17 protein-coding genes are annotated in these 21,115 nt (G+C 70.6%); 11 read left to right on the forward strand and 6 right to left on the reverse strand.

Annotation, left to right across the window (positions count from 1 at the left end):
• Window positions 1-23 precede the first annotated feature (23 nt).
• From VIL76_RS06065 to VIL76_RS06075, 3 genes are all read left to right on the forward strand, one after another.
• The gene (locus tag VIL76_RS06065; RefSeq protein ID WP_332044100.1) at window positions 24-1,979 is read left to right on the forward strand and encodes a PBP1A family penicillin-binding protein; all 1,956 of its coding nucleotides are present in this window, start codon (window positions 24-26) and stop codon (window positions 1,977-1,979) included.
• Window positions 1,980-1,988: 9 nt separating this feature from the next.
• The gene (gene pgsA, locus VIL76_RS06070; RefSeq protein ID WP_332044101.1) at window positions 1,989-2,603 is read left to right on the forward strand and encodes a CDP-diacylglycerol--glycerol-3-phosphate 3-phosphatidyltransferase; all 615 of its coding nucleotides are present in this window, start codon (window positions 1,989-1,991) and stop codon (window positions 2,601-2,603) included.
• A gap of 321 nt (window positions 2,604-2,924) precedes the next feature.
• A complete protein-coding gene (locus VIL76_RS06075; RefSeq protein WP_332044102.1) occupies window positions 2,925-3,479 on the forward strand; it encodes a hypothetical protein in 555 nt (184 codons plus the stop codon).
• 47 nt (window positions 3,480-3,526) lie between these two features.
• Here VIL76_RS06075 and VIL76_RS06080 read toward each other — a convergent pair whose 3' ends face one another.
• The 3 genes from VIL76_RS06080 to VIL76_RS06090 all read right to left on the reverse strand — a co-directional run bounded on the left by VIL76_RS06080 (window position 3,527) and on the right by VIL76_RS06090 (window position 6,726).
• Entirely contained in the window at window positions 3,527-4,903 is a 1,377-nt protein-coding gene (locus tag VIL76_RS06080) for an L-serine ammonia-lyase (protein ID WP_332044103.1), read from the reverse strand.
• A gap of 211 nt (window positions 4,904-5,114) precedes the next feature.
• Window positions 5,115-6,008 (reverse strand): pirin family protein, encoded by an 894-nt coding sequence (locus VIL76_RS06085; RefSeq protein ID WP_332044104.1) that lies wholly within the window; start codon window positions 6,006-6,008, stop codon window positions 5,115-5,117.
• 220 nt (window positions 6,009-6,228) lie between these two features.
• Window positions 6,229-6,726 carry an Lrp/AsnC family transcriptional regulator gene (locus VIL76_RS06090; RefSeq protein ID WP_332044105.1) on the reverse strand — a complete coding sequence of 166 codons (498 nt, stop codon included), beginning with the start codon at window positions 6,724-6,726 and terminating at the stop codon, window positions 6,229-6,231.
• 142 nt (window positions 6,727-6,868) lie between these two features.
• On the opposite strand from VIL76_RS06090, the gene VIL76_RS06095 reads away from it, so the two are divergent.
• The 5 genes from VIL76_RS06095 (at window position 6,869) to VIL76_RS06115 (ending at window position 16,320) form a co-directional block, all read left to right on the forward strand.
• On the forward strand, window positions 6,869-10,309 hold the full coding sequence (locus VIL76_RS06095; RefSeq protein WP_332044106.1) for an indolepyruvate ferredoxin oxidoreductase family protein: 3,441 nt from the start codon (window positions 6,869-6,871) through the stop codon (window positions 10,307-10,309).
• A gap of 222 nt (window positions 10,310-10,531) precedes the next feature.
• Window positions 10,532-12,262, forward strand: coding sequence for an amidohydrolase family protein (locus tag VIL76_RS06100; protein WP_332044107.1), 1,731 nt, complete (start codon window positions 10,532-10,534; stop codon window positions 12,260-12,262).
• 82 nt (window positions 12,263-12,344) lie between these two features.
• Window positions 12,345-13,457 (forward strand): alpha/beta hydrolase, encoded by a 1,113-nt coding sequence (locus VIL76_RS06105; protein ID WP_332044108.1) that lies wholly within the window; start codon window positions 12,345-12,347, stop codon window positions 13,455-13,457.
• A gap of 80 nt (window positions 13,458-13,537) precedes the next feature.
• Window positions 13,538-15,829 carry a penicillin acylase family protein gene (locus VIL76_RS06110; RefSeq protein ID WP_332044109.1) on the forward strand — a complete coding sequence of 764 codons (2,292 nt, stop codon included), beginning with the start codon at window positions 13,538-13,540 and terminating at the stop codon, window positions 15,827-15,829.
• Window positions 15,826-16,320 (forward strand): GFA family protein, encoded by a 495-nt coding sequence (locus VIL76_RS06115; RefSeq protein ID WP_332044110.1) that lies wholly within the window; start codon window positions 15,826-15,828, stop codon window positions 16,318-16,320. Before VIL76_RS06110 ends, VIL76_RS06115 begins: the two co-directional genes overlap by 4 nt.
• Here VIL76_RS06115 and VIL76_RS06120 read toward each other — a convergent pair whose 3' ends face one another.
• Entirely contained in the window at window positions 16,321-16,710 is a 390-nt protein-coding gene (locus VIL76_RS06120; protein WP_332044111.1) for a hypothetical protein, read from the reverse strand.
• Window positions 16,711-16,799: 89 nt separating this feature from the next.
• Between VIL76_RS06120 and VIL76_RS06125 the strand changes: the two genes are divergently transcribed.
• Entirely contained in the window at window positions 16,800-17,207 is a 408-nt protein-coding gene (locus VIL76_RS06125; protein WP_332044112.1) for a hypothetical protein, read from the forward strand.
• Window positions 17,207-17,416 (forward strand): helix-turn-helix transcriptional regulator, encoded by a 210-nt coding sequence (locus VIL76_RS06130; RefSeq protein WP_332044113.1) that lies wholly within the window; start codon window positions 17,207-17,209, stop codon window positions 17,414-17,416. Before VIL76_RS06125 ends, VIL76_RS06130 begins: the two co-directional genes overlap by 1 nt.
• A gap of 58 nt (window positions 17,417-17,474) precedes the next feature.
• On the opposite strand, the gene VIL76_RS06135 is transcribed toward VIL76_RS06130, so the two are convergent.
• A complete protein-coding gene (locus tag VIL76_RS06135) occupies window positions 17,475-18,581 on the reverse strand; it encodes a hypothetical protein (RefSeq protein WP_332044114.1) in 1,107 nt (368 codons plus the stop codon).
• Window positions 18,582-18,714: 133 nt separating this feature from the next.
• Window positions 18,715-19,902, reverse strand: a complete 1,188-nt coding sequence (locus tag VIL76_RS06140; RefSeq protein ID WP_332044115.1) for a serine hydrolase — start codon at window positions 19,900-19,902, stop codon at window positions 18,715-18,717.
• Between the two features lie 91 nt (window positions 19,903-19,993).
• Here VIL76_RS06140 and VIL76_RS06145 point away from each other — a divergent pair, with 91 nt between their 5' ends.
• Entirely contained in the window at window positions 19,994-21,115 is a 1,122-nt protein-coding gene (locus VIL76_RS06145) for an NAD(P)/FAD-dependent oxidoreductase (RefSeq protein ID WP_332044116.1), read from the forward strand.

The raw sequence follows: 21,115 nt of genomic DNA on the forward strand, positions 1-21,115 counted from the left end.
CCGCTTGGGCCCTCGGGAGAACGATGGACGACCTCGGCGAGGCCAAGCCCATCTGGGAGCAGGACGCGGCCGACTACATGCCCGGCGCGGCGCCGGCCCCTGAGGCGACGCCTGACGCCGAGTTCCAGCCGCGGTTCGAGGCCGATGCGTCCCCGCCCCGCAAACGCCGGCGCTGGGGCCGGCTGTTCATGTTCCTGCTGGTGGCCTTCTCCATCGGCGTGGTCCTCGCCGCCTGGCTGACCTGGAGCCTGCCGGTGTCCAGGGCCCTCGAGCCGCTGCCGCAGCCGGCGCTGATCCTGATCACCGCCGACGGCCACCCGCTGGCCCGGCGCGGCGCCTACAAGGACGCGCCGGTGATCGTCGAGCAGCTCCCCGAGCACGTGTCGGCCGCCTTTGTGGCCATCGAGGACCGGCGGTTCTACCGGCACTGGGGTCTCGACCTGATCGGCATCGGCCGCGCCGCCGTCGCCAACGCCCGGGCCGGCGGCGTGCGTCAGGGCGGCTCGACCATCACCCAGCAGCTCGCCAAGACGGCGTTCCTCAGCCCGCACCGAACCCTGCGGCGCAAGGCGCAGGAGGCGTTCATCGCGCTGTGGCTGGAGCTTCGGCTGTCCAAGCAGGAGATCCTCTCCCGCTATCTCTCGAGCGTCTATTTCGGCCAGGGCGTTTACGGCCTGCGCGCGGCGTCCAAGCACTACTTCGACAAGGAGCCGGAGAAGCTGACCCTGGCCGAAGCCGCCATGCTGGCGGGCCTCGTCAAGGCGCCCTCGGCCCTCAACCCGGTCGACCACCCCCAGGCCGCCCGCAACCGTGCCCGCCTGGTGCTCAACGCCATGGTGGAGACCAAGGCGGTGACGCCGGACCAGGCCGCCCGCGCCGGCCGCGCCCGCGTCCGCGCCGCCAAGCCTCTGCCGGTGGGGGGCTACTTCGCCGACTGGGCGGCGCCGCAGATCAAGGAGGCGATGGGCGCCCAGTACGGCGTGGTCCGCGCCAAGACGACCCTCGACTCCCGCCTCCAGCGGCTCGGCGAGCGAACAGTGCGCACCTACCTCGCCGGCCCTGGCCGCAGGCAGGGCGCCAGCCAGGCGGCGCTGGTCGCGCTGCGCAAGGACGGGGCCGTGGTGGCCATGGTCGGCGGCCGCGACTACGCAAAAAGCCAGTTCAACCGCGCCGTCCAGGCGAAGCGCCAGCCCGGCTCGGCCTTCAAGCTGTTCGTCTACCTGGGCGCCCTGCGCGACGGCGCGCGGCCGGACACCGTCGTCTCCGAGCAGCCCATCAAGCTCGGCGGCTGGTCGCCGAAGAACTTCGACGGCTCGTCGGGGCGCCAGCTCACCCTGCGCGACGCCTTCGCCCAGTCCAGCAACATCGCCACCGTCCGCGTGGCCCAGATCGCCGGGCGCGAGCGCATCGTCGACGCCGCCCGCGACCTGGGCGTTCAGAGCCCACTGGTCAACGACGCCACCCTGCCGCTCGGCACCTCGGAGATGACCCTGCTGGAGCTCACCTCGGCCTACGCTTCCGTCGCCGCCGGCCGCGCGCCGGTGCGCCCCTACGCCTTCCCGAGCCCGGACGCCGAGCCGATGGTCGGCAGCCATCCGATCAGCGACTGGGAGCGCGAGGCCCTGCTGGAGCTGCTGGGCGCCGCGGTGAACGAGGGCACCGGCCGCGCCGCGCGCCCCGGCCAGCCGGCCTACGGCAAGACCGGCACCTCGCAGGACTACCGCGACGCGGTCTTCGTGGGCTTCACCGGCGACATCATCGTGGGCGTCTGGGTGGGCAACGACGACCACTCGCCGATGAAGGGCGTGACCGGGGGCGGCCTGCCTGCCCAGATCTGGCGCGACTTCGTGAGCTCGGCCCTGAACGCCGGCCTCGTCGAGCGCGTCCGCCCGCCGCCCCCGCCGCCGGAGCCCGAGCGGGAAGAGGGCGGCTTCGACAATTTCCTGGGCCGTATCCTCGGCGGCATCTTCGGACGTTAGGATCGCGCCATGAAATCCCTGCCCAACATCCTGACCACCGCGCGCCTGGTCCTGGCGCTGTTCATGTTCGTGGCCCTGGCCACGGCGGCGGGCGCCCTGCCGTACGTGTCCGAGCACCTGGACCAGGACGCGCAGTTCCGGCTGATGCGCTGGTCGGTCTACGCGTTCGTGGTGGCGGCGGTGACCGACTGGTTCGACGGCTGGCTGGCGCGGCGGTGGGACGCCACCAGCGTCTGGGGCGCCATCCTCGATCCGATCGGGGACAAGGTGCTGGTCTGCGGCGCGATCCTGGGCCTGCTGGCCTTGGGCGCGCAGGCGGTGGTGATCCCCGCGGGCCTGATCCTGTTCCGGGAGTTCACGGTCAGCGCCCTGCGCGAGGTGGGCGCCGGCAAGGGCGTGAAGCTGCCCGTCACCCTGCTGGCCAAGTGGAAGACCACCTTGCAGCTGGTGGCGCTCACCCTGGAGCTGGTGGTGGCCGCCCGCGGCGCCTTCCCGTTCGGCGACGACCCGGGCCTGTGGGGGCCGGTGACCTTGGTCGCCCACGGCCTGCTGTGGCTGGCGGCGATCGTGACCATCATCACCGGCGCCCAGTACTGGGAACAGACCCGTAAGGCGCTCAGCTAGCGCTGTTGCGCCAAACACACTTAAGACCCACTAACCACCCTCCGTAAGCGGAGGATCACCATGCGTGGGGCAATGGATGGGCCTGAACTAGAAAGGTCCAGTCCTATGCCGATAAGTATCCTCGGTGGGTGGGGTAAGGGCGGCAGCCAGGCGACTCCGCCGCCGCCGCCGCCGCCGCCGCCTCCGCCCCCGCCGCCTGCGGAAGAGCCCGCGCCGACGCCTGCGCCGCCGCCGCCCCCTGCGGAAGAGCCGGCGCCGACGCCTGCGCCGCCCCCGCCGCCCCCGCCTCCGCCGCAGCCGAGCGAGGAGAGCGCTCCGGTCGTGATCCAGACCCAGCCGGCGCCCCCTCCGCCTCCGCCTCCGCCTCCGCCGCCGCCTGCGCCTGAGCCTCAGGCCAGTGCGAACGAGCCTGCTCCTCCGACGCCGGCTCCGCCTGCGCCGCAGTCTCCTGCACCGCAGGCTGCCGCTGCGCCGACGCCCCAGAGCGCTGCAGTCGCGGCGAAGACGGACGACTGGCGCGCCCAGGCCTATGTCTCGCGCGCAGAACCGCTGACTGCCAAGGCGGCCGCGCCGAAGGCCGAAGCGCCGCCGGTCGACGAAGCTGTCGCCGAGGCCAAGGCTCCCGCGGCCAAGAAGTCCGAGCTGGGCTACAGTGACTTCCGCGGCGAGGCTGCGCTGCAGACGCTGAAGGGCGTCAACCAGCAGCTTGCCGACGCCCAGAAAGCGGCCCGCGAAGAGGCCGAAACGGCGACCGAAGAGACCGGGCGCACGTCGCTCCGCGAGGAGCCGCCGCGCACGGAGGTCCGCGCCTACTGGAATGCGTTGGACCTCAAGGAGGACGGCCGGCCGGGCCAGGCCTTCAAGGCCGAGCTCTAGGCCGGCGGTCGGCGGCGGGACCCCACCACCCGCCGCCGATCACCTCCTCAGCATTCGGCGATGTTGACGGCGAGGCCGCCGAGCGAGGTCTCCTTGTAGATCGCGCTCATGTCCTCGCCGGTCCGCTTCATGGTGGCGATGACCTTGTCGAGGCTCACCGTGTGGCGGCCGTCGCCCAGCAGCGCCAGCCGCGCCGCGTCGATCGCCTTCACCGCCCCCATGGCGTTGCGCTCGATGCAGGGGATCTGCACCAGGCCGCCAATCGGGTCGCAGGTGAGCCCCAGGTTGTGCTCCATGGCGATTTCGGCGGCGTTCTCGATCTGGGCGTTGGTCGCCCCGACCGCCGCCGCCAAGCCCGCCGCCGCCATCGAGCAGGCCACGCCCACCTCGCCCTGGCAGCCCACCTCGGCGCCGGAGATCGAGGCGTTCTTCTTGTAGAGCGCCCCGATCGCCGCCGCCGTCAGCAGGAAGGTCCGGCGCCCGTCGGCCGTGCCCTGGTGGAACCGCTCGTAGTAGCGCAGCACCGCCGGCAGCAGGCCCGCCGCGCCGTTGGTCGGCGCCGTCACCACGCGGCCGCCGGCGGCGTTCTCCTCGTTCACCGACAGGGCCCAGAGGTTCACCCAGTCCAGCGCCGCCAGTGGGTCGGCGATGCGGCGGTCGGCGTCGCAGATCAGGTTCTGGTGCACCTTGTAGGCGCGCCTTGGCACCTTCAGCCCGCCCGGCAGGATGCCCTCGACGCGCAGGCCGCGGTCGATGCAGGCGAACATGGCGCCCGCGATCTCGTCGAGGCCGACCAGCACCTCCACCTGCGGGCGGCGCACGCTCTCGTTGGCCAGCACCAGCTCGGCGATGGAGAGCCCCGCCCGCTCGGCCTGCTCCAGCAGCTCGGCGCCGCTGTCGAACGGGTAGGGGACCTCCGGCCCGGGGTCGGAGGGGGCGTTCTGGCCCATCTCATCCTCGTCGCGGACGAAGCCGCCGCCGATGGAGAAGTAGGTCCGCTCGGCGAGCTTCCGCTCCTGGGCGTCATAAGCGCTGAACCTCAGCGCATTCGGATGCTGCGGCAGGCGGGTGCGGCCCTCCCAGAGGAGGTCGCGGGCCTCGTCGAAGCCGATCTCGTGTTCGCCGGCGAGCTTCAGCCGGCCGGTGGCCCGGACCGCGTCGACGACCTGCTCCGCCTGATCGGGATCGAGGCTGCGGGGTTCGAAGCCCGCCAATCCCAGGATCACGGCGCGGTCGGTGGCGTGGCCGCGGCCGGTGAGCGCCAGCGAGGCGTAGAGGGCGACCTCGACGCGGGCGACCTGGGCCAGCTGACCCGCATGCTTCAGCCGCGCCAAGAACCGGCACGCGGCGGTCATGGGCCCCATGGTGTGGGAGCTCGAGGGACCGACGCCCATCTTGAAGAGGTCGAAGACGCTGACGTTCATCTTCCCCACTTGCGCCCGATCGGAGGCATGTTCAACCCGCGGCCCAAAGCTTCAGGGGGATGATCTTGCACGGCGCGGTGCATGTCACACTCCGCGGCAGGGCTAGATGCACGATTCAGCGCGACAACTCTCGAAGAGAGATAAGTTGTTGATTCACGGGGAGAAAGGTCGTCTTTTCAGTGTATAGCCCTCGCCGCCGATGACCAAAGATTCAGCTCATCGGATTGGGCGGCGGCGGCGGATCGCCCGGGAGCGGGATGAACTCCTTGTCGTCGGCGTCGGGGAGCTTCATGCGGCCGGCGCGCCAGTCGGCCTTGGCCTGCTCAAGCCGGTCCTTTGAGGAGGACACGAAATTCCACTCGAGGAAACGTTCGCCGATGGGCTCGCCGCCGAGCAGCATGACGACGGCGTCGGTGACGGCAGTGAAGGTCACCGCCTGGCCGGGGACGAAGACGGCCATCTGCCCCGCGTTGAGTTGGCGGCCCTCCAACTCGACCACGCCTCGGGCCACGTAGGCCGCGCGCTCGGGGTATTCGGCCGGCAGCTGCGCCGGGGCGCCGGCCTGCAGCGCCCAGTGGATGTAGAACATCGGGGAGTGGGTGGTGACCGGCGACTTCGCGCCGAACCCCTCGCCGGCGATCAGCCTTGCCCACATGCCGCCGCCCTCGTAGGTCGGCAGTGCGCCCGGATCGTGGTGCTCGAAGCCGGGCTCGGTCTCCTCGTCCTCGCGCGGCAGGGCGATCCATGCCTGGATGCCGTCCATCCGCCCGCCGTGGGCGCGCAGGGTCTCGAAGCGCTCGGAGTGGGTGATGCCGCGCCCGGCGGTCATCCAGTTCACCTCGCCCGGACGGATCGGCTGGGTGACGCCGACGCTGTCGCGGTGGGTCATCTCGCCTTCGAACAGGTAGGAGAGGGTGGAGAGCCCGATGTGCGGATGGGGGCGGACGTCCACCTCGCGCCCGAAGCCGGGGGCGAACTCCGCCGGCCCCATGTGGTCGAAGAAGATGAAGGGTCCGACCATCCGGCGCTTGGCGTAAGGCAGCACCCGGCCCACCTCGAACCCGCCCAAGTCCTTGCGCCGCTGGTCGATGACGAGGTCGATCATCCTACCTCCCCCACTGCGGCAGCAGTGGCGGGAGGGGGACCACTCGCCGAAGAGCGAGTGGTGGAGGGGGAAAGCCGCCGGCTGAGCGCATCGTGCATCGCTGTATCATAGTCCGTGGATGGGGCCTGCCCCCTCCACCACCCGCTCTCCGGGACGTCTGGCGACGTCCCTCGGCGTGCGGTCCCCCTCCCGCCATCGCTGCCGCGCTGGGGGAGGTGGGTTACCCCTGCGCGCTCACGTACGGGCTGACGAGGCCGAGTGGGGCGGCGGTGGTGTTCTTGACGCTGCGGATGACGATGCGGCTCTCGATGTTGGAGACGAGGCCCAGGGAGAGGATCTTGTCGCGCAGGAAGTCGTCGAAGGCGTGCATGTCGCGGGTGACGATGCGCAGCTCGTAGTCGGCGGCGCCGGTGACGGTCGCGCACTGCACCACCTCGGCGAGCTTGGTGATCGAGGTCTCGAAGGCGTCGAGGTTGTCCTTGGTCGGCAGGCTCAGCTTGACGGTGCAGTAGACCTCGAAGCCCAGGCCCAGCTTGTCGCGGTCCAGGATGGTGACCCGGCGCTGGATGACGCCGGCGTCCTCCAGCCGCTTGATGCGCCGCCAGCAGGGGCTGGACGACAATCCCACCCGCTCGGCGATCTCGGCGACCGAAAGGCCGGCATCGTGCTGGATGAGGTCCAGAATCTTGGCATCGACGGCGTCGAGCACCTCCGACAAGTTTTCCTCCTTCTCTTGCGGCAACCTTGCGTCGTTCTTGCCCCGGAACTCCCCAGGGCCGGCACGCTTTTGGTAAGCAATTGCTGCCAACCTATATGATCATTGCACAAGGTTCGCGCGGGGTGGAAGGTAGAAAATTGCCATGAGGCACGCCGAAGTCACCCTCGACGACAAATTTGTCCTCACCGAAGGCCGAGTTTTCATCACCGGGGTGCAGGCGCTGCTGCGGGTCCTCATCGACCAGCACCGCCTCGACCGCGCGAAGGGGCTGAAGACCGCCGGTTTCGTGTCCGGCTACCGCGGCTCTCCGCTGGGCGGCCTCGACCAGCAGGCGGGCCGGGCCAAGAAATTCCTCACCGAAGCCGACGTGGTCTTCAAGGAGGGCCTCAACGAGGACCTCGCCGCCACCGCCGTGTGGGGCAGCCAGCAGGCCAACCTGTTCCCGGGCGCCCGCTACGACGGCGTGTTCGGCATGTGGTACGGCAAGGCGCCGGGCGTCGACCGCACCGGCGACGCCTTCAAGCACGCCAACTTCGCCGGCGTCCATCCGAAGGGCGGCGTGCTGGCGGTGGCGGGCGACGACCACAACTGCAAGTCCTCGACCCTGCCCTCGCAGTCGGAATACGCCTTCCAGGACTTCGAGATGCCGGTGCTGTCGCCGGCCGACGTGCAGGAGGTGCTGGACTACGGCCTGCTGGGCTATGCGCTGTCGCGGTTCTCGGGCCTGTGGGTCGGACTGATCGCGGTGGCGGACACGATGGATAGCGGCGTCACCATCGACGTCTCGCTCAGCCGCCACCACTTCGTCACGCCGGAGAACTTCCGCATGCCGGCCGGCGGGCTCGGCATCCGCCTGAAGGACCAGCCGCTCGACAAGGAGCGGCGCCTGCGGACCCAGAAGATCCCCGCCGCGCTGGCCTTCGCCCGAGCCAACCGGATCGACCGGGTGATGCTTGGGGCCGGCCGCCCGCGGCTAGGCATCGTCTGCTCGGGCCAGGCCTACAAGGACGTCATCGAAGCCTTTCAGGCCATGGGCATCACCAGCCGCGAGGCCGCCGATCTCGGCGTGGCGATCTACAAGGTCGGCATGCCCTGGCCGCTGGAGGCCACCGGCATCCGCAGCTTCGCCGCCGGCCTCGAGACCCTGATGGTCATCGAGCACAAGCGCCCGCTGATCGAAACCCAGGCCCGCGCCGCGCTCTACGACCTGCCGGCGCATGCGCGGCCGCGGATAATCGGCAAGACCGACGAGCAGGGCGCGCCCCTGCTCTCCGAGATCACTTCGCTGAGCGTGGCCGAGATCGCGCTGGCGATCGCCGACCGCCTGCCGTCCGGCCCGCACATGGAGCGGGTGCACGACTACCTGAACCGCGTCTCGGCCGCGTCGATGGCCGCGGTGACCCTGTCCAGCGACCAGCAGCGCAAGCCGTTCTTCTGCTCGGGCTGCCCGCACAACTCGTCCACCCGCCTGCCCGAGGGCAGCCGCGCGCTCGCCGGCATCGGCTGCCACTACATGGCGAGCTTCAACGACCCGAACACCGACCTGACCAGCCACATGGGCGGGGAGGGGCTGACCTGGGCTGGCGCCTCGCCGTTCACCGAGGAGAAGCACGTCTTCGTCAACCTCGGCGACGGCACCTACAACCACTCCGGCTCGCTCGCCATCCGCGGCTCAATCGCGATGGGCTCGAACATCACCTACAAGCTGCTGTTCAACGACGCGGTCGCCATGACCGGCGGCCAGACGGCCGAGAGCGGCTTCACCGTCCCGCAGATCACCCGCCAACTCGCCTCGGAAGGCGTGAAGAAGATCGTCGTCGTGGCCGCCGAACTCGAGCGCTATGAGCAGGTGAAGGACCTCGCCCCCGGGGTCGAGGTGAAGCCCCGCGCCGACCTGATCACGGTGCAGAAGGAGCTGCGCGAGATCCCCGGCGTCACGGTGCTGATCTACGACCAGGTCTGCGCCACCGAGAAGCGCCGGCGGCGCAAGCGCGGGAAGATGGAACAGGCGCCGCGCCGGGTGATGATCAACCACCTGGTTTGCGAGGCCTGCGGCGACTGCTCGCGCACCAGCCACTGCGTCTCGGTCGAGCCGCTGAACACCGAGTTCGGCCGAAAGCGGAAGATCAACCAGTCGAGCTGCAACCAGGACTACACCTGCCTGGAAGGCTTCTGCCCGTCGTTCATCACGCTGGAAGGCGCGGAGAACCCGCACAAGGAAGCCATGCCGGCGCTGACGGCCGAGTCCACGCCGCTGCCGGAGTTCGAGAGCTTCACCGGCGTGCGCAACATCGTCTTCACCGGCGTGGGCGGCACGGGCGTGACGACCGTGGCCTCGATCCTGGCCATGGCCGCCCACGTCGACGGCCGCTCGGCCTCGGTTGTGGACATGACCGGCCTGGCCCAGAAGGGCGGGGCGGTGTTCAGCCACGTCCGCATCGGCGAGACCGAGGAGACGGTGGTGGGCGGCCGCGTGCCGCAAGCCAGCGCCAACGTGCTGATCGCCTGCGACCTGCTGGTGGCGGCCGGCGCCGATGCGCTGGCGCTCTACGCCAAGGACCGCACCGTGGCGCTCGGCAACGCCGATTTCGCCCCCACCGCCGACCTGATCACCGACCGCGACGTGCGCTTCGACGCCGAGGCCCAGGCCCGCCGCATCGCCGCGGCCGTGAAGTCCTACGACGCCATGCCCGCCCAGCACCTGGCGGTGAACAACCTGGGCGACGCCATCTACGCCAACATGATCATGCTCGGCTTCGCCTGGCAGAAGGGCGTGGTGCCCATCTCCAGCCGCGCACTCTACCGCGCCATCCGGCTGAACGGCGTGGACGCCGAGGCCAACCTCCAGGCCTTCGAGCTGGGCCGCAAGGCCGCGCACGACCCCGAGGCGCGCGGCAAGCGCGAGGACGACGTGCCCACGCCCGAGTCCATGCCGATCGACGAGCTGATCGACCACCGGGCGCGCGAGCTCACGAAATACCAGAACGCGGCCTACGCGCGGCGCTACCTGGCCCTGGTGGAGAAGGTGCGCACGGCGGAGAGCCAGTTCGGGCTGGATCGCCTGACACGGGCGGTGGCGACCACCTACTACAAGCTGATGGCCTACAAGGACGAGTACGAGGTGGCGCGGCTCCACACCGATCCGCGCTGGGCCGCGTACCGAGCCGAGACCTTCAGGGGCGGCAAGGCGAAGGTGCTGCTGGCGCCGCCGATCATCGCGCCCAAGGATGCGAATGGGCGGCCGAAGAAGATCGCCTTCGGCGGCTGGATGCTGGACTTCGGCTTTCCGGTTCTGGCGAAGCTCAAGGGGCTGCGCGGGACACCGCTCGACCTGTTCGGCTACTCCGACGAGCGGCGCATGGAGCGCGGGCTGATCCGCGACTACGAGCAGACCGTCGAGCGCATCCTCGCGGGCCTCACCCGCGAGCGCCTGCCGACCGCGGTGAAGATCGCCGCCGTCGCCCAGCAGATCCGCGGCTTCGGCCACATCAAGGACGCTTCCGTCGGACCAGCGAAGGCCGAGGAGAAGCGCCTGTGGCGGGAGTGGGAGAAGCAGGGCGAGAAGGAGCTCGCGCCCGCCTAATTCCCACGCGTGTCATCCCGGTTTCGGCGCAGCCGAAGACCGGGACCCACAGACACAGGGCGTCGTGAGCTGCCGGAGCGGCGCCGCCAGGCCATCCGCGGAGAATGCCGCGTGTATGGGGCCCGGTCTTTCGCGTGCCGCGAAAACCGGGATGACACCTGTGGGTGGTGTTCGTCCGGCGCCTGACATAGCGTTCCGCCCAAGCTTCGGGGGAGGGGCGCGATGCGCGCGGTCGGGTTCAAGTTGGCGGCGCTCGCCGCAGCGCTGTGGCTTGGCGGATCGAGCCCGAGCCTGGCGCAGCCGCAGGGTCCGGTTGCCCTGGTGGGCGCGACCATCGTCGACGGCAATGGCGGCGCGCCGATCCCCGACGGGGTGGTGCTCCTGCGCGGCGACCGCATCGAGGCCGTGGGCCCTCGGGCCAGCGTCCGCCTGCCGCGCAACGCGCGGGTCGTGGACGTCAGGGGCAAGTGGATCACCCCGGGGCTCATCGACGCCCACGTCCACTTCTTCCAATCCGGCGGCCTCTACACCCGGCCCGACGGCATGGACCTGACCTCGGCGGTGCCCTACGCCGAGGACCTCGCCCGCTCGAAATCCCGGCTGGACGAGACCTTCGCCCGCTATCTGGCCAGCGGCGTCACCACCGTCGTGGACGCCGGCGGTCCGAAGTGGAACTTCGAGGTGCGCAGCCGCGCCGCGGCCAGTCCGCGCGCCCCGCGCGTCGCCGTCGCCGGTCCCCTGATCGCGACCGAACCGACGGTCCCGCAGAAGAAGCTGGACCTCGGCGACCCGCCGATCATCTCCGCCGCCGATCCTGGGGAGGCCGCCGCCCTGGCCCGCGCCCTGCTGCCGGCGAAGCCGGACCTGATCAAGATCTGGGGCATCGGGTCGGGACCCGAAGGCGCGCGGCGCCTGCGCGACATGACCGCCGCGGTAGTCGCCGTCGCCAAGCCCGCCGGCATCCGCGTGGCGGTCCACGCCACCGACCTGGAGCAGGCCCGCGCCGCGGTCGAGGGCGGCGCCGAGGTGCTGGTGCACAGCGTCGACGACGCGCCGGTGGACGACGCCTTCGTCGCCGCGCTGAAGGCCCGGGGCGTCGTCTACGTCACCACGGTGATGGTGGGGCAGGGCTACAGCGGGGCCTTCACCGGGCGGCCCGCCCTCACCGTCACCGAGCGCCGCCTGGGCGCGCCCGACATCATCGCCACCCTCAGCGAAATCCCGCCGGCCATCGCCGCCCAGGTGAAGGACCGCATGCCCGACGCGACGCCACAGATCCTCGCCAACGCCAAGCGGGTCCACGCCGCCGGCGTGCGCGTCGCGGCGGGGACCGACGCCGGCAACGTCGGCACGCTGCATGGGCCGGCCATCCATCGCGAGCTGGAGCTGCTCGTCGCCGCCGGGCTGACGCCCTCGCAGGCGCTCACCGCGGCCACCCGCGACGCCGCCTACGCCTATGCGCCGAAGCCGGACATCGGCCTCGTTGCGGCCGGGTACCGCGCCGACCTGCTGGTGCTAAACGCCGACCCGACGCGCAACGTCTCCGCGCTAGCCCGCTTCGCGCAGGTGTGGTCGCGCGGCGTCAGCCACGGCGCGGCGAGCCTGATCCCGGAGTCCCCCGAGGCGCTCGTGCAGCGCCAGCTCGAGGCCTACAACGCCCACGACCTGGAGGCCTTCGCGGCCACCTATGCCGAAGACATCGAGATTTTCGACCTGCCCGGCGCGGCGGCCGGGCGGACCGGGAAGGCGGCGCTGCGCGAGACCTACGGCCCCCTCTTCCAGCGCCTGCCGCAGCTCCGTTGCGAGGCCGCCCACCGCGTCGTCGAGGGGCCCTTCGTCATCGACCAGGAGGTCTGCCGCCCGACCCCGCAAGCCCGGCCGCGCCGGGCCACGGCGATCTATCAGGTGGAGAACGGCCGCATCCGGCGCGTCTGGTTCGCCGCCGCACCCTAGGCGACGCCTAGCGGCTTGACACGGCCAGCCCGGCGCCTACTCTATTTACATGCGTAATACATTTAGCGCAGTTGTTGGCGCGTTGGCTCTCATTGTAGCGCCGCCGGCCGCGGCCCAGGAGGCCGCCGCGCCGCTCCGCGTGGTCTCGCAAGGGCCGGGTACGCTCTACCGTGCCGACCCGACCGTGCAGTTCGTCGTCCACTCCGAGAAGGCCGGACGAGACTACCTGGTGCAGGTCACTCCGCCCGCGTTCGGGCCGTGGCTGCCGGGGCAGAAGGCGGCGGTCGCCTATGTGCTGGACGGCGGCTACGGGATCATGGGGCCGACGGCGCGGCTGCTCGGCGGCTCCAACGCCATGCTGCCCGCCTATGTGGTGACCGTCGCCTACCCGGCCGGGCAGCCGTCGTCGCGGGAGCGGGACATGCTGTTCGCCACGGCCGTGCGACCGGACGGGTCGAAGGCGCTCGGCGGCGGGGCCGAGGCCTTCATGGGGTTCATCGTCGATGAGCTCCGCCCGTGGGTGGAGGCCAAGTACCCGGTGGACCGCGCCAAGTCGGTGCTCATGGGGCATTCGCAGTCTGGCATCTTCACCGCCAACGTCCTGGCGCGCCGGCCCGACGCCTTCGCGAGTTATCTGATCGCCAGCCCCTCCGTCTGGGCCCAGCCGGACATCGCCGAGCGCCTGGCGCGCGTCAGCCTGCAGGGACCCCCGCGCCGCGTGTTCGTGGCCTATGGGGAGGACGAGGCGCCGCACATGGTCAGCGGCGGCCGGCAGGTCGCCCGCGCCCTCGCCAGGAACAAGGCCGCCGTCGTGTCCCGCAGCGAGGTCTTCGCCGGCGCCGACCACATCAGCTTCTATCCGGAGCTAGCGGCCCGCGGCCTCGGTTACCTGCTGCCGCGCAAGCGCCCGATCAACTACCCCAACCCGACCCCGGTCCCCGCGGAGACCCTGCGCCGCTACGAGGGCGTCTATGTGCTATCGGACGGCCGCAGGCTCCCGATTGCGCTGAAGGGCGGCAAGCTCGCCACGACGCTGGCGTTCCCGGTGGAGCTCGACGCCCTGCCGCGCCCCGGCCGCTTCTTCGTCAACGGCGTCGACGTCCAGTTCACCTTCGAGGGCCCGCCCGACGGGCCGGCGCAGTTGCTGCGGATCGACTACCTCGGCGAGGTGGCGGTCGCCCGCCGCGCGCCCTAGGGCCGCGCTGGCGCGGCCCTGCGCCATGCCTTAGCGTTCCTCCCGACACCGCCTTCGAAGGCGGGCAGGGGAGGATGGCGATGCGTACACGGTGGATCGGGGCGCTCGCCCTGGCGGTCTCGGCCCTGGCGGCCAGCGCGTCCGCGGCCCCCCGGGAGCCCTCCTACCGCGCCGAGATCCGGCGGACAGCCTATGGCGTGCCGCACATCATCGCGCGCGATCTCGGCGGCATCGGCTACGGGGCGGGCTATGCGTCCGCCGAGGACAACTTCTGCGACTTCGCCGAGCGGATGATGACCATCCGCGGCGAACGGGCCCGCCACCTCGGTCCGGGCGAGGCGAACGCCAACGTCGCCAGCGACCTCTACCACCGCCGCCTGGCTGTGAGCGGCAAGCTGGAGGGCCTGCTGAACGGGGACGCGAAGCTGGTCGACACGCCGACGCGCGAAGCCCGAGCGCTGGCCCGCGGCTTCATCGCCGGCATGAACCGCTACGTCCGCGACACCGGAGCGGCGAACCTGCCCGACCCGCGCTGCCGCAATGCGCCGTGGATCGGGACCTACACCGAGACCGACTACTGGCTCTCGGTGCTGGCCGGGCAGTCGCCGAACATGCTGGCGGGCGTCGCCGCCGCCGCCCCGCCCGGCACGCCCGACCTCGACCTGCGCGGGCCGGAGCGCCGTTCGCCGGTGCCCGAGGGCCAGGGCAGCAACGCCTACGCGCTTGGCCGCGAGGTGACCAAGTCGGGCCGCGGCGTGCTGCTGGGGAACCCGCACTATCCGTGGGACGGCATCAACCGCTTCTACCGGATGCACTTCGTCATCCCGGGTCGGATGAACATCGTTGGCGCCGGGCTGATCAACAGCCCGTCCATCGGGATCGGCCACAACGCGAACGTGGCCTGGACGCACACCGTCTCGACTGCGCGCCGCTTCGGCCTCTTCGAGCTGAAGCTCGATCCGAAGGATCCCACCGCCTACGTCGTCGACGGCCGCTCGACGCCGATGACACGGCAGGACGTCACCGTGCAGGTGAAGACAGACCAGGGCCTGAAGCCGGTCACCCGCACCTACTACACGACGCGGTTCGGGCCGGTGGTGGAGACCGCCGACTTCCCGTGGACGACGGGTCGCGCCTACGCCCTGCGAGACTCGCCGGTGAACCTGCGCGGACTCGACCAGTACATTCGCATGTGGCGCGCCAAGAGCGTGCGCGAGCTCGCCGATATCCTCAGCCGTCACCAGGCGGCCGGCTTCAACACCACGGCGGTCGATTCCGGCGGCGAGGCCTTCTACGGCGACATCGGCGCGCTGCCGTACGTCACCGACGCCAAGGCGGAGCAGTGCTCGGCGTCGGACGCGTCGCGCAAGTCGTGGAGCGAGCGGCGGGTGCCGGTGCTCGACGGCTCGCGCGCGGCCTGCGACTGGGACTCCGACCCGCGGGCGGCGACGCCCGGCATCTATCCGGCCTCGGCCCTGCCGCGGATATTCCGGCGCGACTACACGAGCAATTCCAACGACAGCTACTGGCTGACCAATCCGGCCCAGCCGCTGGAGGGCTTCGGCAAGATCTTCGGCGACGAGCGGACGGCGCGCTCGCTGCGCACCCGGTTGTCCATCAAGCTTATCGAGGACCGGCTGGCCGGGCGCGACGGGCTGGGCGCGCCGAAGTTTGACCTCGCCACCGTGCAGGGCGTGCTGTTCAACAACCGCAATCTCGGCGCCGAGATGACCCGCGACGACCTGGTGGGGCTTTGCCGTCGCGCCGCGCGGGGGCCGCATCCGGACCTGGCGGCGGCGTGCGACGCGCTCGCCAGCTGGGACATGCGGGTGAACCTGGAGAGCCGCGGGGCCCACGTCTTCCGCCTGTTCGCCGAGCACGGCGGCCTGCGCTTCAAGGTCCCGTTCGATCCGCGGGATCCGCTCAACACGCCGCACACGCTCGACGTCGACGACCCGAAGGTGCTGGAGGCGCTGGTGAAGGCGGTGAGGCAGTTGCGCGACCTGAAGATCGCGCCGGACGCGACCCTGGCGCAGGTGCAGCACGAGCCGCGCGGTTCCGAGGCCATCCCGATACACGGCGGACCCGGGCCCGAGGGCATCTTCAACGTGATCACCCCGGTGGACCTGAAGCCCGAGCGGGGCTGGAGCAAGATCCGCCACGGCTCGAGCTGGATCATGGCCGTGGAGTTCACGCCGAAGGGGCCGGTGAGCCAGGGAGTGCTGACCTACTCGCAGTCCACCAGCCCGACCTCGCCGCACGCCGGCGACCAGACCAGGCTCTACTCGCAGAAGGGCTGGGACGACCTGCGGTTCACCGAAGCCGCCGTGAAGGCGGGCACGGTGAGCCGCAAGGTGCTCGAGGGCCGATGATCCGCAAGGCGAAGGGGCAGAAGGCCTGGGCGGTGCAGGCGCGGGGCGCCTGCGTCTGCGGCGCGGTGGAGATCGAGATCGACGTGCCGGCGCGCTGGGCCTGGCACGACCACTCCGAGCGCAGCCGCCGGGCTCAGGGCTGCGCCTACGCCACCTACGTCGACAGCTACAAGAGCCGCTTCCGGATCCTGAAGGGGGAGGAGAGCCTCACCCGCTACGAGGACACGGATGCCGGCACCGCTCGCAGCTTCTGCGCCCGCTGCGGGACGCCGATGCTCTACGAGCGGGCGCGGTCGCCCACCATGGTCAACATTCCCCGCGCCGTCTTCCGCGAGCGCACCGGCCGCGAGACGCGCTACCACATGAACCTCGACGAGGCGGCCGACTGGACGTGGACGGGCGAGCCCCTGAAGCCACTGAAGGGCTACCCCGGCGTGATGTGGACCCCGCCGCGCAACACGCGGCCAAAGCGCCCGGAGGGGATGTTCTGATCAGGGCGGCCCGATCATCGCCTCGATGAACTTGTCGTAGCTGTCGAGGACGTGGGGGTCCTCCTTGACGATTTGCACCACCTGACCCGGGATCAGCTTCAGGTGGTCGACCATGGCCGCCGGGCTCATGCCCATGGAGGCGCCGAAGTCGCGGAAGATGGCGTAGGACCTCTCGAGGTAGGCCGGGAAGTCGAGCTTGGGCGCGCCGGGGCCGAGGGTGGCCTTCGACAGCTCGTAGAACCGCTTCATGTTGGTGTTGGCCATCCAGGCGTGGCCCTCCGTCCCCTGCAGGTTCGCGGGGGCGCCGGCCCGCGGCGCCGGGTGCTGCGCGAAGGCGGGAGCCGCCATCAGCAGGGCCGCCATCGCAGCGATGGGGAGCAGACGACTCATCCGGGCCTCCTGTAGCCTCTGTCACCTTGAGCATACATGATGTTATGTATGTCAGACATCGTGTCAAAGATTCTTTCCAAGGCCAAGCCATGTCGCTGCGCGAGAAAACCGCCTGGATCACCCTGCTGACGGTGCTCATCTGCTTTGGCGTCTATTTCGGTGGGATCGCCACGGGCGCGGTGAGCCCGCACGGCTTCGATACCCTGCACCTGCTGCTGGCGTGCGTGACGGCCATGGCGGTCCTGCAGCTCGTGCTGCACGCCGTCGTGGCCCGCCGCTCGCCCAAGGCGCCGCACGACGAGCGCGAGCGGCTGATCCAGCTGCGCTCGCACACGGTGGGCTACTACGTGCTGATCGCCGGCGTGCTGCTGCTCGGCGTGCCGGGGCACATGGCCTACCGGGTGCGGGACATCCTCAACTTCGCCCTGCTGGCCGTCGTGGTGGCGGCGCTCGCCGTCTCCGCCGCCCAGATCGTCATGTTCCGGCGCGGCGCCTGATGGGCGTCCCCATCGCCAACCAGATCCGCCGGCTGCGCTTCGAGCACGGGGAGATGACGCAGAGCGAGCTCGCCGAGAAGATCGGCATGACCCGCCAGACCATCGCCGCGATCGAGGCGGGGAAATACTCGCCGTCGCTCGAAGCCGCCTTCCGTATCGCCCAGGTCTTCGGCGTCGGCCTCGACGAAGTGTTCCAGTGGGTGGAATGAAAACGCCCGCCGGAGGGGCTCTCCGGCGGGCGCGTTCTGATCAGTCTGATCGAAAGGCTTAGTCGCCCTTGGTCGCGGCCTTGGCCGGCGCTGCCTTGGCGGCGGCGGCTTCCTTCTCCTGGTGGCGGGCGCCGGCCAGGATGCCTTCCAGGGCGTAGTTGCCCTCGTGGCAGGCGTATTCGTAGATCACGCCCTGCAGGGGCGAGAACTCGTACTCGCCGCCCCAGGGGGCGTCCCACACGGTGGGGTCTTCTACGGTGAAGGCGTAGTGCATCCGGTCCTTGGCCACGCGGGTGAAGCGCTCGGTGACCTTCAGGTTCTCCCAGGCGCCCATGAACTGCTGGCTGCGCGGAAGGTTGGTGGTCTCGACAACCAGGGTGTCGCCTTCCCACCAGCCGATGGAGTCGCCGAAGTACGGACGGACCTTGTCGGTGCGGTGCTTCGAGTTCAGCCGCACGATGCGGGCGTCGTGGTTCATCTCGACCGTGATCACGACGGCGTCCGGCGACTGAACGAAGTGGTAGTTGTTGTTGTAGAAGCCGTTCGGGAACATCGGCGGGCCGGCGTTGCGGCCGAAGCCGATGACGCAGCGCTCACCCAGCGAACGCAGCTCGGGGTGGTCGAACGACCCCATGCCGCCGCCGCCCTGGGCACGGCCGCCGGCCGCGGCCTGCGCGCCGGCCGGAGCCGCCTTGCGGGGCGGGGGCTGGCCGTTCTTGGTGGTGATCAGCGAGGTGCGGGGCTCGCCGCGCACGCGCATGACCTGGTGGCCCGGATCGAGCCAGCCGCGGTTGTAGCCGCCGACGTCGCCGCCGGCGGCGGCGAACTCGGGACGGGTGTTGGCGGGACGCGCGGGCGCCTCGGCAGGCGCGTTCGGGTCGGTCGGCTTGTTGCCCTCCTCGACCTCGGCTTCGGCGCTGGCTTCCATCTCCTTCACTTCCGCCTCGGTGTAGGCGAGCCGCTCGCCGTACTTGGCCTGGCGGGTCATCGGCGTGAGCGTGGAGTTTGACCAGAAGCCGGAGATGTCCGGCTGCCCGAACGCGGTGCGCGGCGCCTTGTACGTCGTCGCGGGCTTGGTCTGGGCAGCGGCCTCGAGCGAGGCGCCGAGCGCGATCGGGCTCACGCAGAGCGCGGTTCCGAGGGCGAAGGCGAGGGCGCGATTCAAAATAGTCTCTCCCGGCAATTACTTTTCGCCGCGCCTAGGCCCGGCCGAATAATTCGGCGGCCTTGTACGCCTGCGAGGGGTTCGTCGGCAACGATCTTCCCATTGCCAAGCGTCCTTTGATCGCAGGCCGGTGTTACGCTGGTGTGTCTGCGGTTTTCACCGCATTTCGTACCGCATCTACGAAAGCTGTACGGGCCGCGGAGAGGTCGCGGCCGGTCGCCCGCGGCCAGGCCGAATTGACCACCACGATCAGCCGCTCGTCGCGGAACGTGGAGATCGACTGGCCGAAGATGCCCGAGGCGTCGTAGGCGCCGTTGTCGCGGATCCACCAGAAATAGCCGTAGCCGGCCGGGGCCGGCTGGCCGTTGGCGATCTGCACCTTGGTCGCGTCGGCGGTCCACCAGGGCGGCAGGATCTGCTTCCCCCCCGCCTTGCCGCCGTCGAGGATGAACTGGCCCACCCGGCCGTAGTCCCGGAGCGTCATCGACATGCAGCAGCCGCCGCGCTCGTGGCCCTCCCGGTCGAGCATCCAGATGGCGTCGCGCTCCATGCCGTACGGCTTCCAGATCTTCTCCGAAGCATAGGCGGAAAGCGTCTTGCCGGTGGCGCGCGAGACCAGGAAGCCCACGAGGTCGGTCTCGCCGGTGTTGTAGTTGAACTTGGTCCCGGGCTCGGCCGCACGGGGCAGGCGGCGCAGGTAGCTGACGATCGGGTTGATCCCCGGCTCGGTCTTCTCCGCCTGGCCGCCGGAGCGCGCCACGTCGGAGTTCGGGTCCGTGTAGTCCTCGTTCCACTTCACGCCCGAGCTCATCATGATCAGGTGGCGCACCGTGGCGCCCTCGTAGGCAGAGCCCTTCAGCTCCGGCAGGTAGCGGGTGACCGGCGCGTTGAGGTCCAGCTTGCCGTCCTGGACGGCGGCGCCCACCAGGGTCGAGGTCACCGACTTGGCGACCGAGAACGAGGTCCAGCGGTCCTTCGGCTTGCGGCCCAGGCCGTAGCGCTCCAGCAGGATCTTGCCGTCCTTGATCACCAGCACGCCGGAGACGCCGTTGGCGGCCATGTAGTCGTCCACGCTCCAGCGCTTGCCGGCGTGCTCCCAGGTCGGCGCGATCTCGCGGCGGGCCTTGGGCAGCGGATGCACGCGCTTGCCGCGCGGGATCACGCGGACCCGGTAGACGCTCTCGATCGCCGGGTACCACTGCTTCTGCTGCTCCGGCGTCCACTGCAGGATCGACGGCACGCCCGGCTTGATCGCCACCTGGGCGAACGCCGCAGAGGAAATGGCCGCAGCCGCCGCCAGGCCGAGCACGAAACGCTTCATCGCACACCCCATGGAAACCCTACCGAACCTATAGCGCGCCCGGACGGCGAGGGGAGTTCTCTTTGTCCGCCAACCGCGTTAGGCGAGGGGCATGGCCGAATTCGATTTCGATGCGGTGGTCGTGGGGGCGGGCGCCGTGGGCCTGGCCTGCGGCTATGCGCTCGCCCAGCGCGGGCTGACCGTCGCCGTCCTGGAGGCGGAGAAGGCCATCGGCCAGGGCGTCTCCTCGCGCAACTCCGAGGTCATCCACGGGGGACTCTACTACAAGACCGGGTCGCTGAAGGCGCGGCTGTGCGTGGCCGGCCGGCGACGGCTCTACAGGTTCCTGGACGACCACCACGTCGCCTACGACCGTTGCGGCAAGCTGGTGGTGGCGACGACGCCCGACGAGGTCGAGCGGCTCGACGCCATCTTCACGCAGGCCCAGACGAACGACGTCGAGGGCATGGCGCGGCTGACCAAGGCGGCCGCCCAGGAACTCGAGCCGGAGTTGGCCTGCGAGGCCGCCCTGCTGTCGCCGGAGAGCGGGGTCTTCGACAGCCACGGCTACATGTTGGCCCTGCAGGGGGAGATCGAGGCGGCCGGGGGCGCCGTTGTGGTCGCCACCCCGTTCGAGGCCGCCACCCCGCTGGACGGCGGCGGCTTCTCGGTGCGCACGGGCGGCGACGAACCCGCCACGTTGACCTGCCGCTTCCTGGTCACCGCCCCGGGTCTGTCCGCCCAGGGCGTCGCCGCCCAGATCGAGGGCTTCCCGGCCGACGTCATCCCGCCAGCCCACTACGGCAAGGGCATGTACTTCCGACTGGCCGGCAAGGCGCCCTTCGCCCGGCTGGTCTATCCGCCGCCGATCCATGGCGCGCTCGGCACCCACTACCGACGCGACCTCGGCGGCCAGGGTGTGTTCGGCCCGGACCTGCGCTTCGTCGAAGAGCCGGACTACACCGTCGATCCGGAAGCCGCCGGCGAGTTCGCCCGCTACATCCGCAAGTTCTGGCCGGGCCTGCCGGACGACGCACTCACGCCCGACTACGCCGGCGTCCGGCCGAAGATCCACGGCCCCGACGACCCGCAGCCGGATTTCCGCATCGACGGCGGCGACGTCCACGGCCTAGCGGGTCTCGTGACCCTGTTCGGCATCGAGAGCCCTGGCCTCACCTCCTCCCTCGCCATCGGGGAGGAAGCCGCCGCACGCCTCGGTCTGGCTGCGGCCTGA

This window comes from Phenylobacterium sp. (assembly GCF_036563285.1).
Taxonomy (GTDB): domain Bacteria; phylum Pseudomonadota; class Alphaproteobacteria; order Caulobacterales; family Caulobacteraceae; genus Phenylobacterium.

Coding starts and splice junctions, on each gene's coding strand:
- VIL76_RS06140 (WP_332044115.1), bottom strand. CDS start 19,902: ATGAAGCGTTTCGTGCTCGGCCTGGCGGCGGCTGCGGCCATTTCCTCT.
- VIL76_RS06080 (WP_332044103.1), bottom strand. CDS start 4,903: ATGAACGTCAGCGTCTTCGACCTCTTCAAGATGGGCGTCGGTCCCTCG.
- VIL76_RS06130 (WP_332044113.1), top strand. CDS start 17,207: ATGGGCGTCCCCATCGCCAACCAGATCCGCCGGCTGCGCTTCGAGCAC.
- VIL76_RS06145 (WP_332044116.1), top strand. CDS start 19,994: ATGGCCGAATTCGATTTCGATGCGGTGGTCGTGGGGGCGGGCGCCGTG.
- VIL76_RS06065 (WP_332044100.1), top strand. CDS start 24: ATGGACGACCTCGGCGAGGCCAAGCCCATCTGGGAGCAGGACGCGGCC.
- pgsA (WP_332044101.1), top strand. CDS start 1,989: ATGAAATCCCTGCCCAACATCCTGACCACCGCGCGCCTGGTCCTGGCG.
- VIL76_RS06100 (WP_332044107.1), top strand. CDS start 10,532: ATGCGCGCGGTCGGGTTCAAGTTGGCGGCGCTCGCCGCAGCGCTGTGG.
- VIL76_RS06125 (WP_332044112.1), top strand. CDS start 16,800: ATGTCGCTGCGCGAGAAAACCGCCTGGATCACCCTGCTGACGGTGCTC.
- VIL76_RS06110 (WP_332044109.1), top strand. CDS start 13,538: ATGCGTACACGGTGGATCGGGGCGCTCGCCCTGGCGGTCTCGGCCCTG.
- VIL76_RS06115 (WP_332044110.1), top strand. CDS start 15,826: ATGATCCGCAAGGCGAAGGGGCAGAAGGCCTGGGCGGTGCAGGCGCGG.
- VIL76_RS06085 (WP_332044104.1), bottom strand. CDS start 6,008: ATGATCGACCTCGTCATCGACCAGCGGCGCAAGGACTTGGGCGGGTTC.
- VIL76_RS06120 (WP_332044111.1), bottom strand. CDS start 16,710: ATGAGTCGTCTGCTCCCCATCGCTGCGATGGCGGCCCTGCTGATGGCG.
- VIL76_RS06095 (WP_332044106.1), top strand. CDS start 6,869: ATGAGGCACGCCGAAGTCACCCTCGACGACAAATTTGTCCTCACCGAA.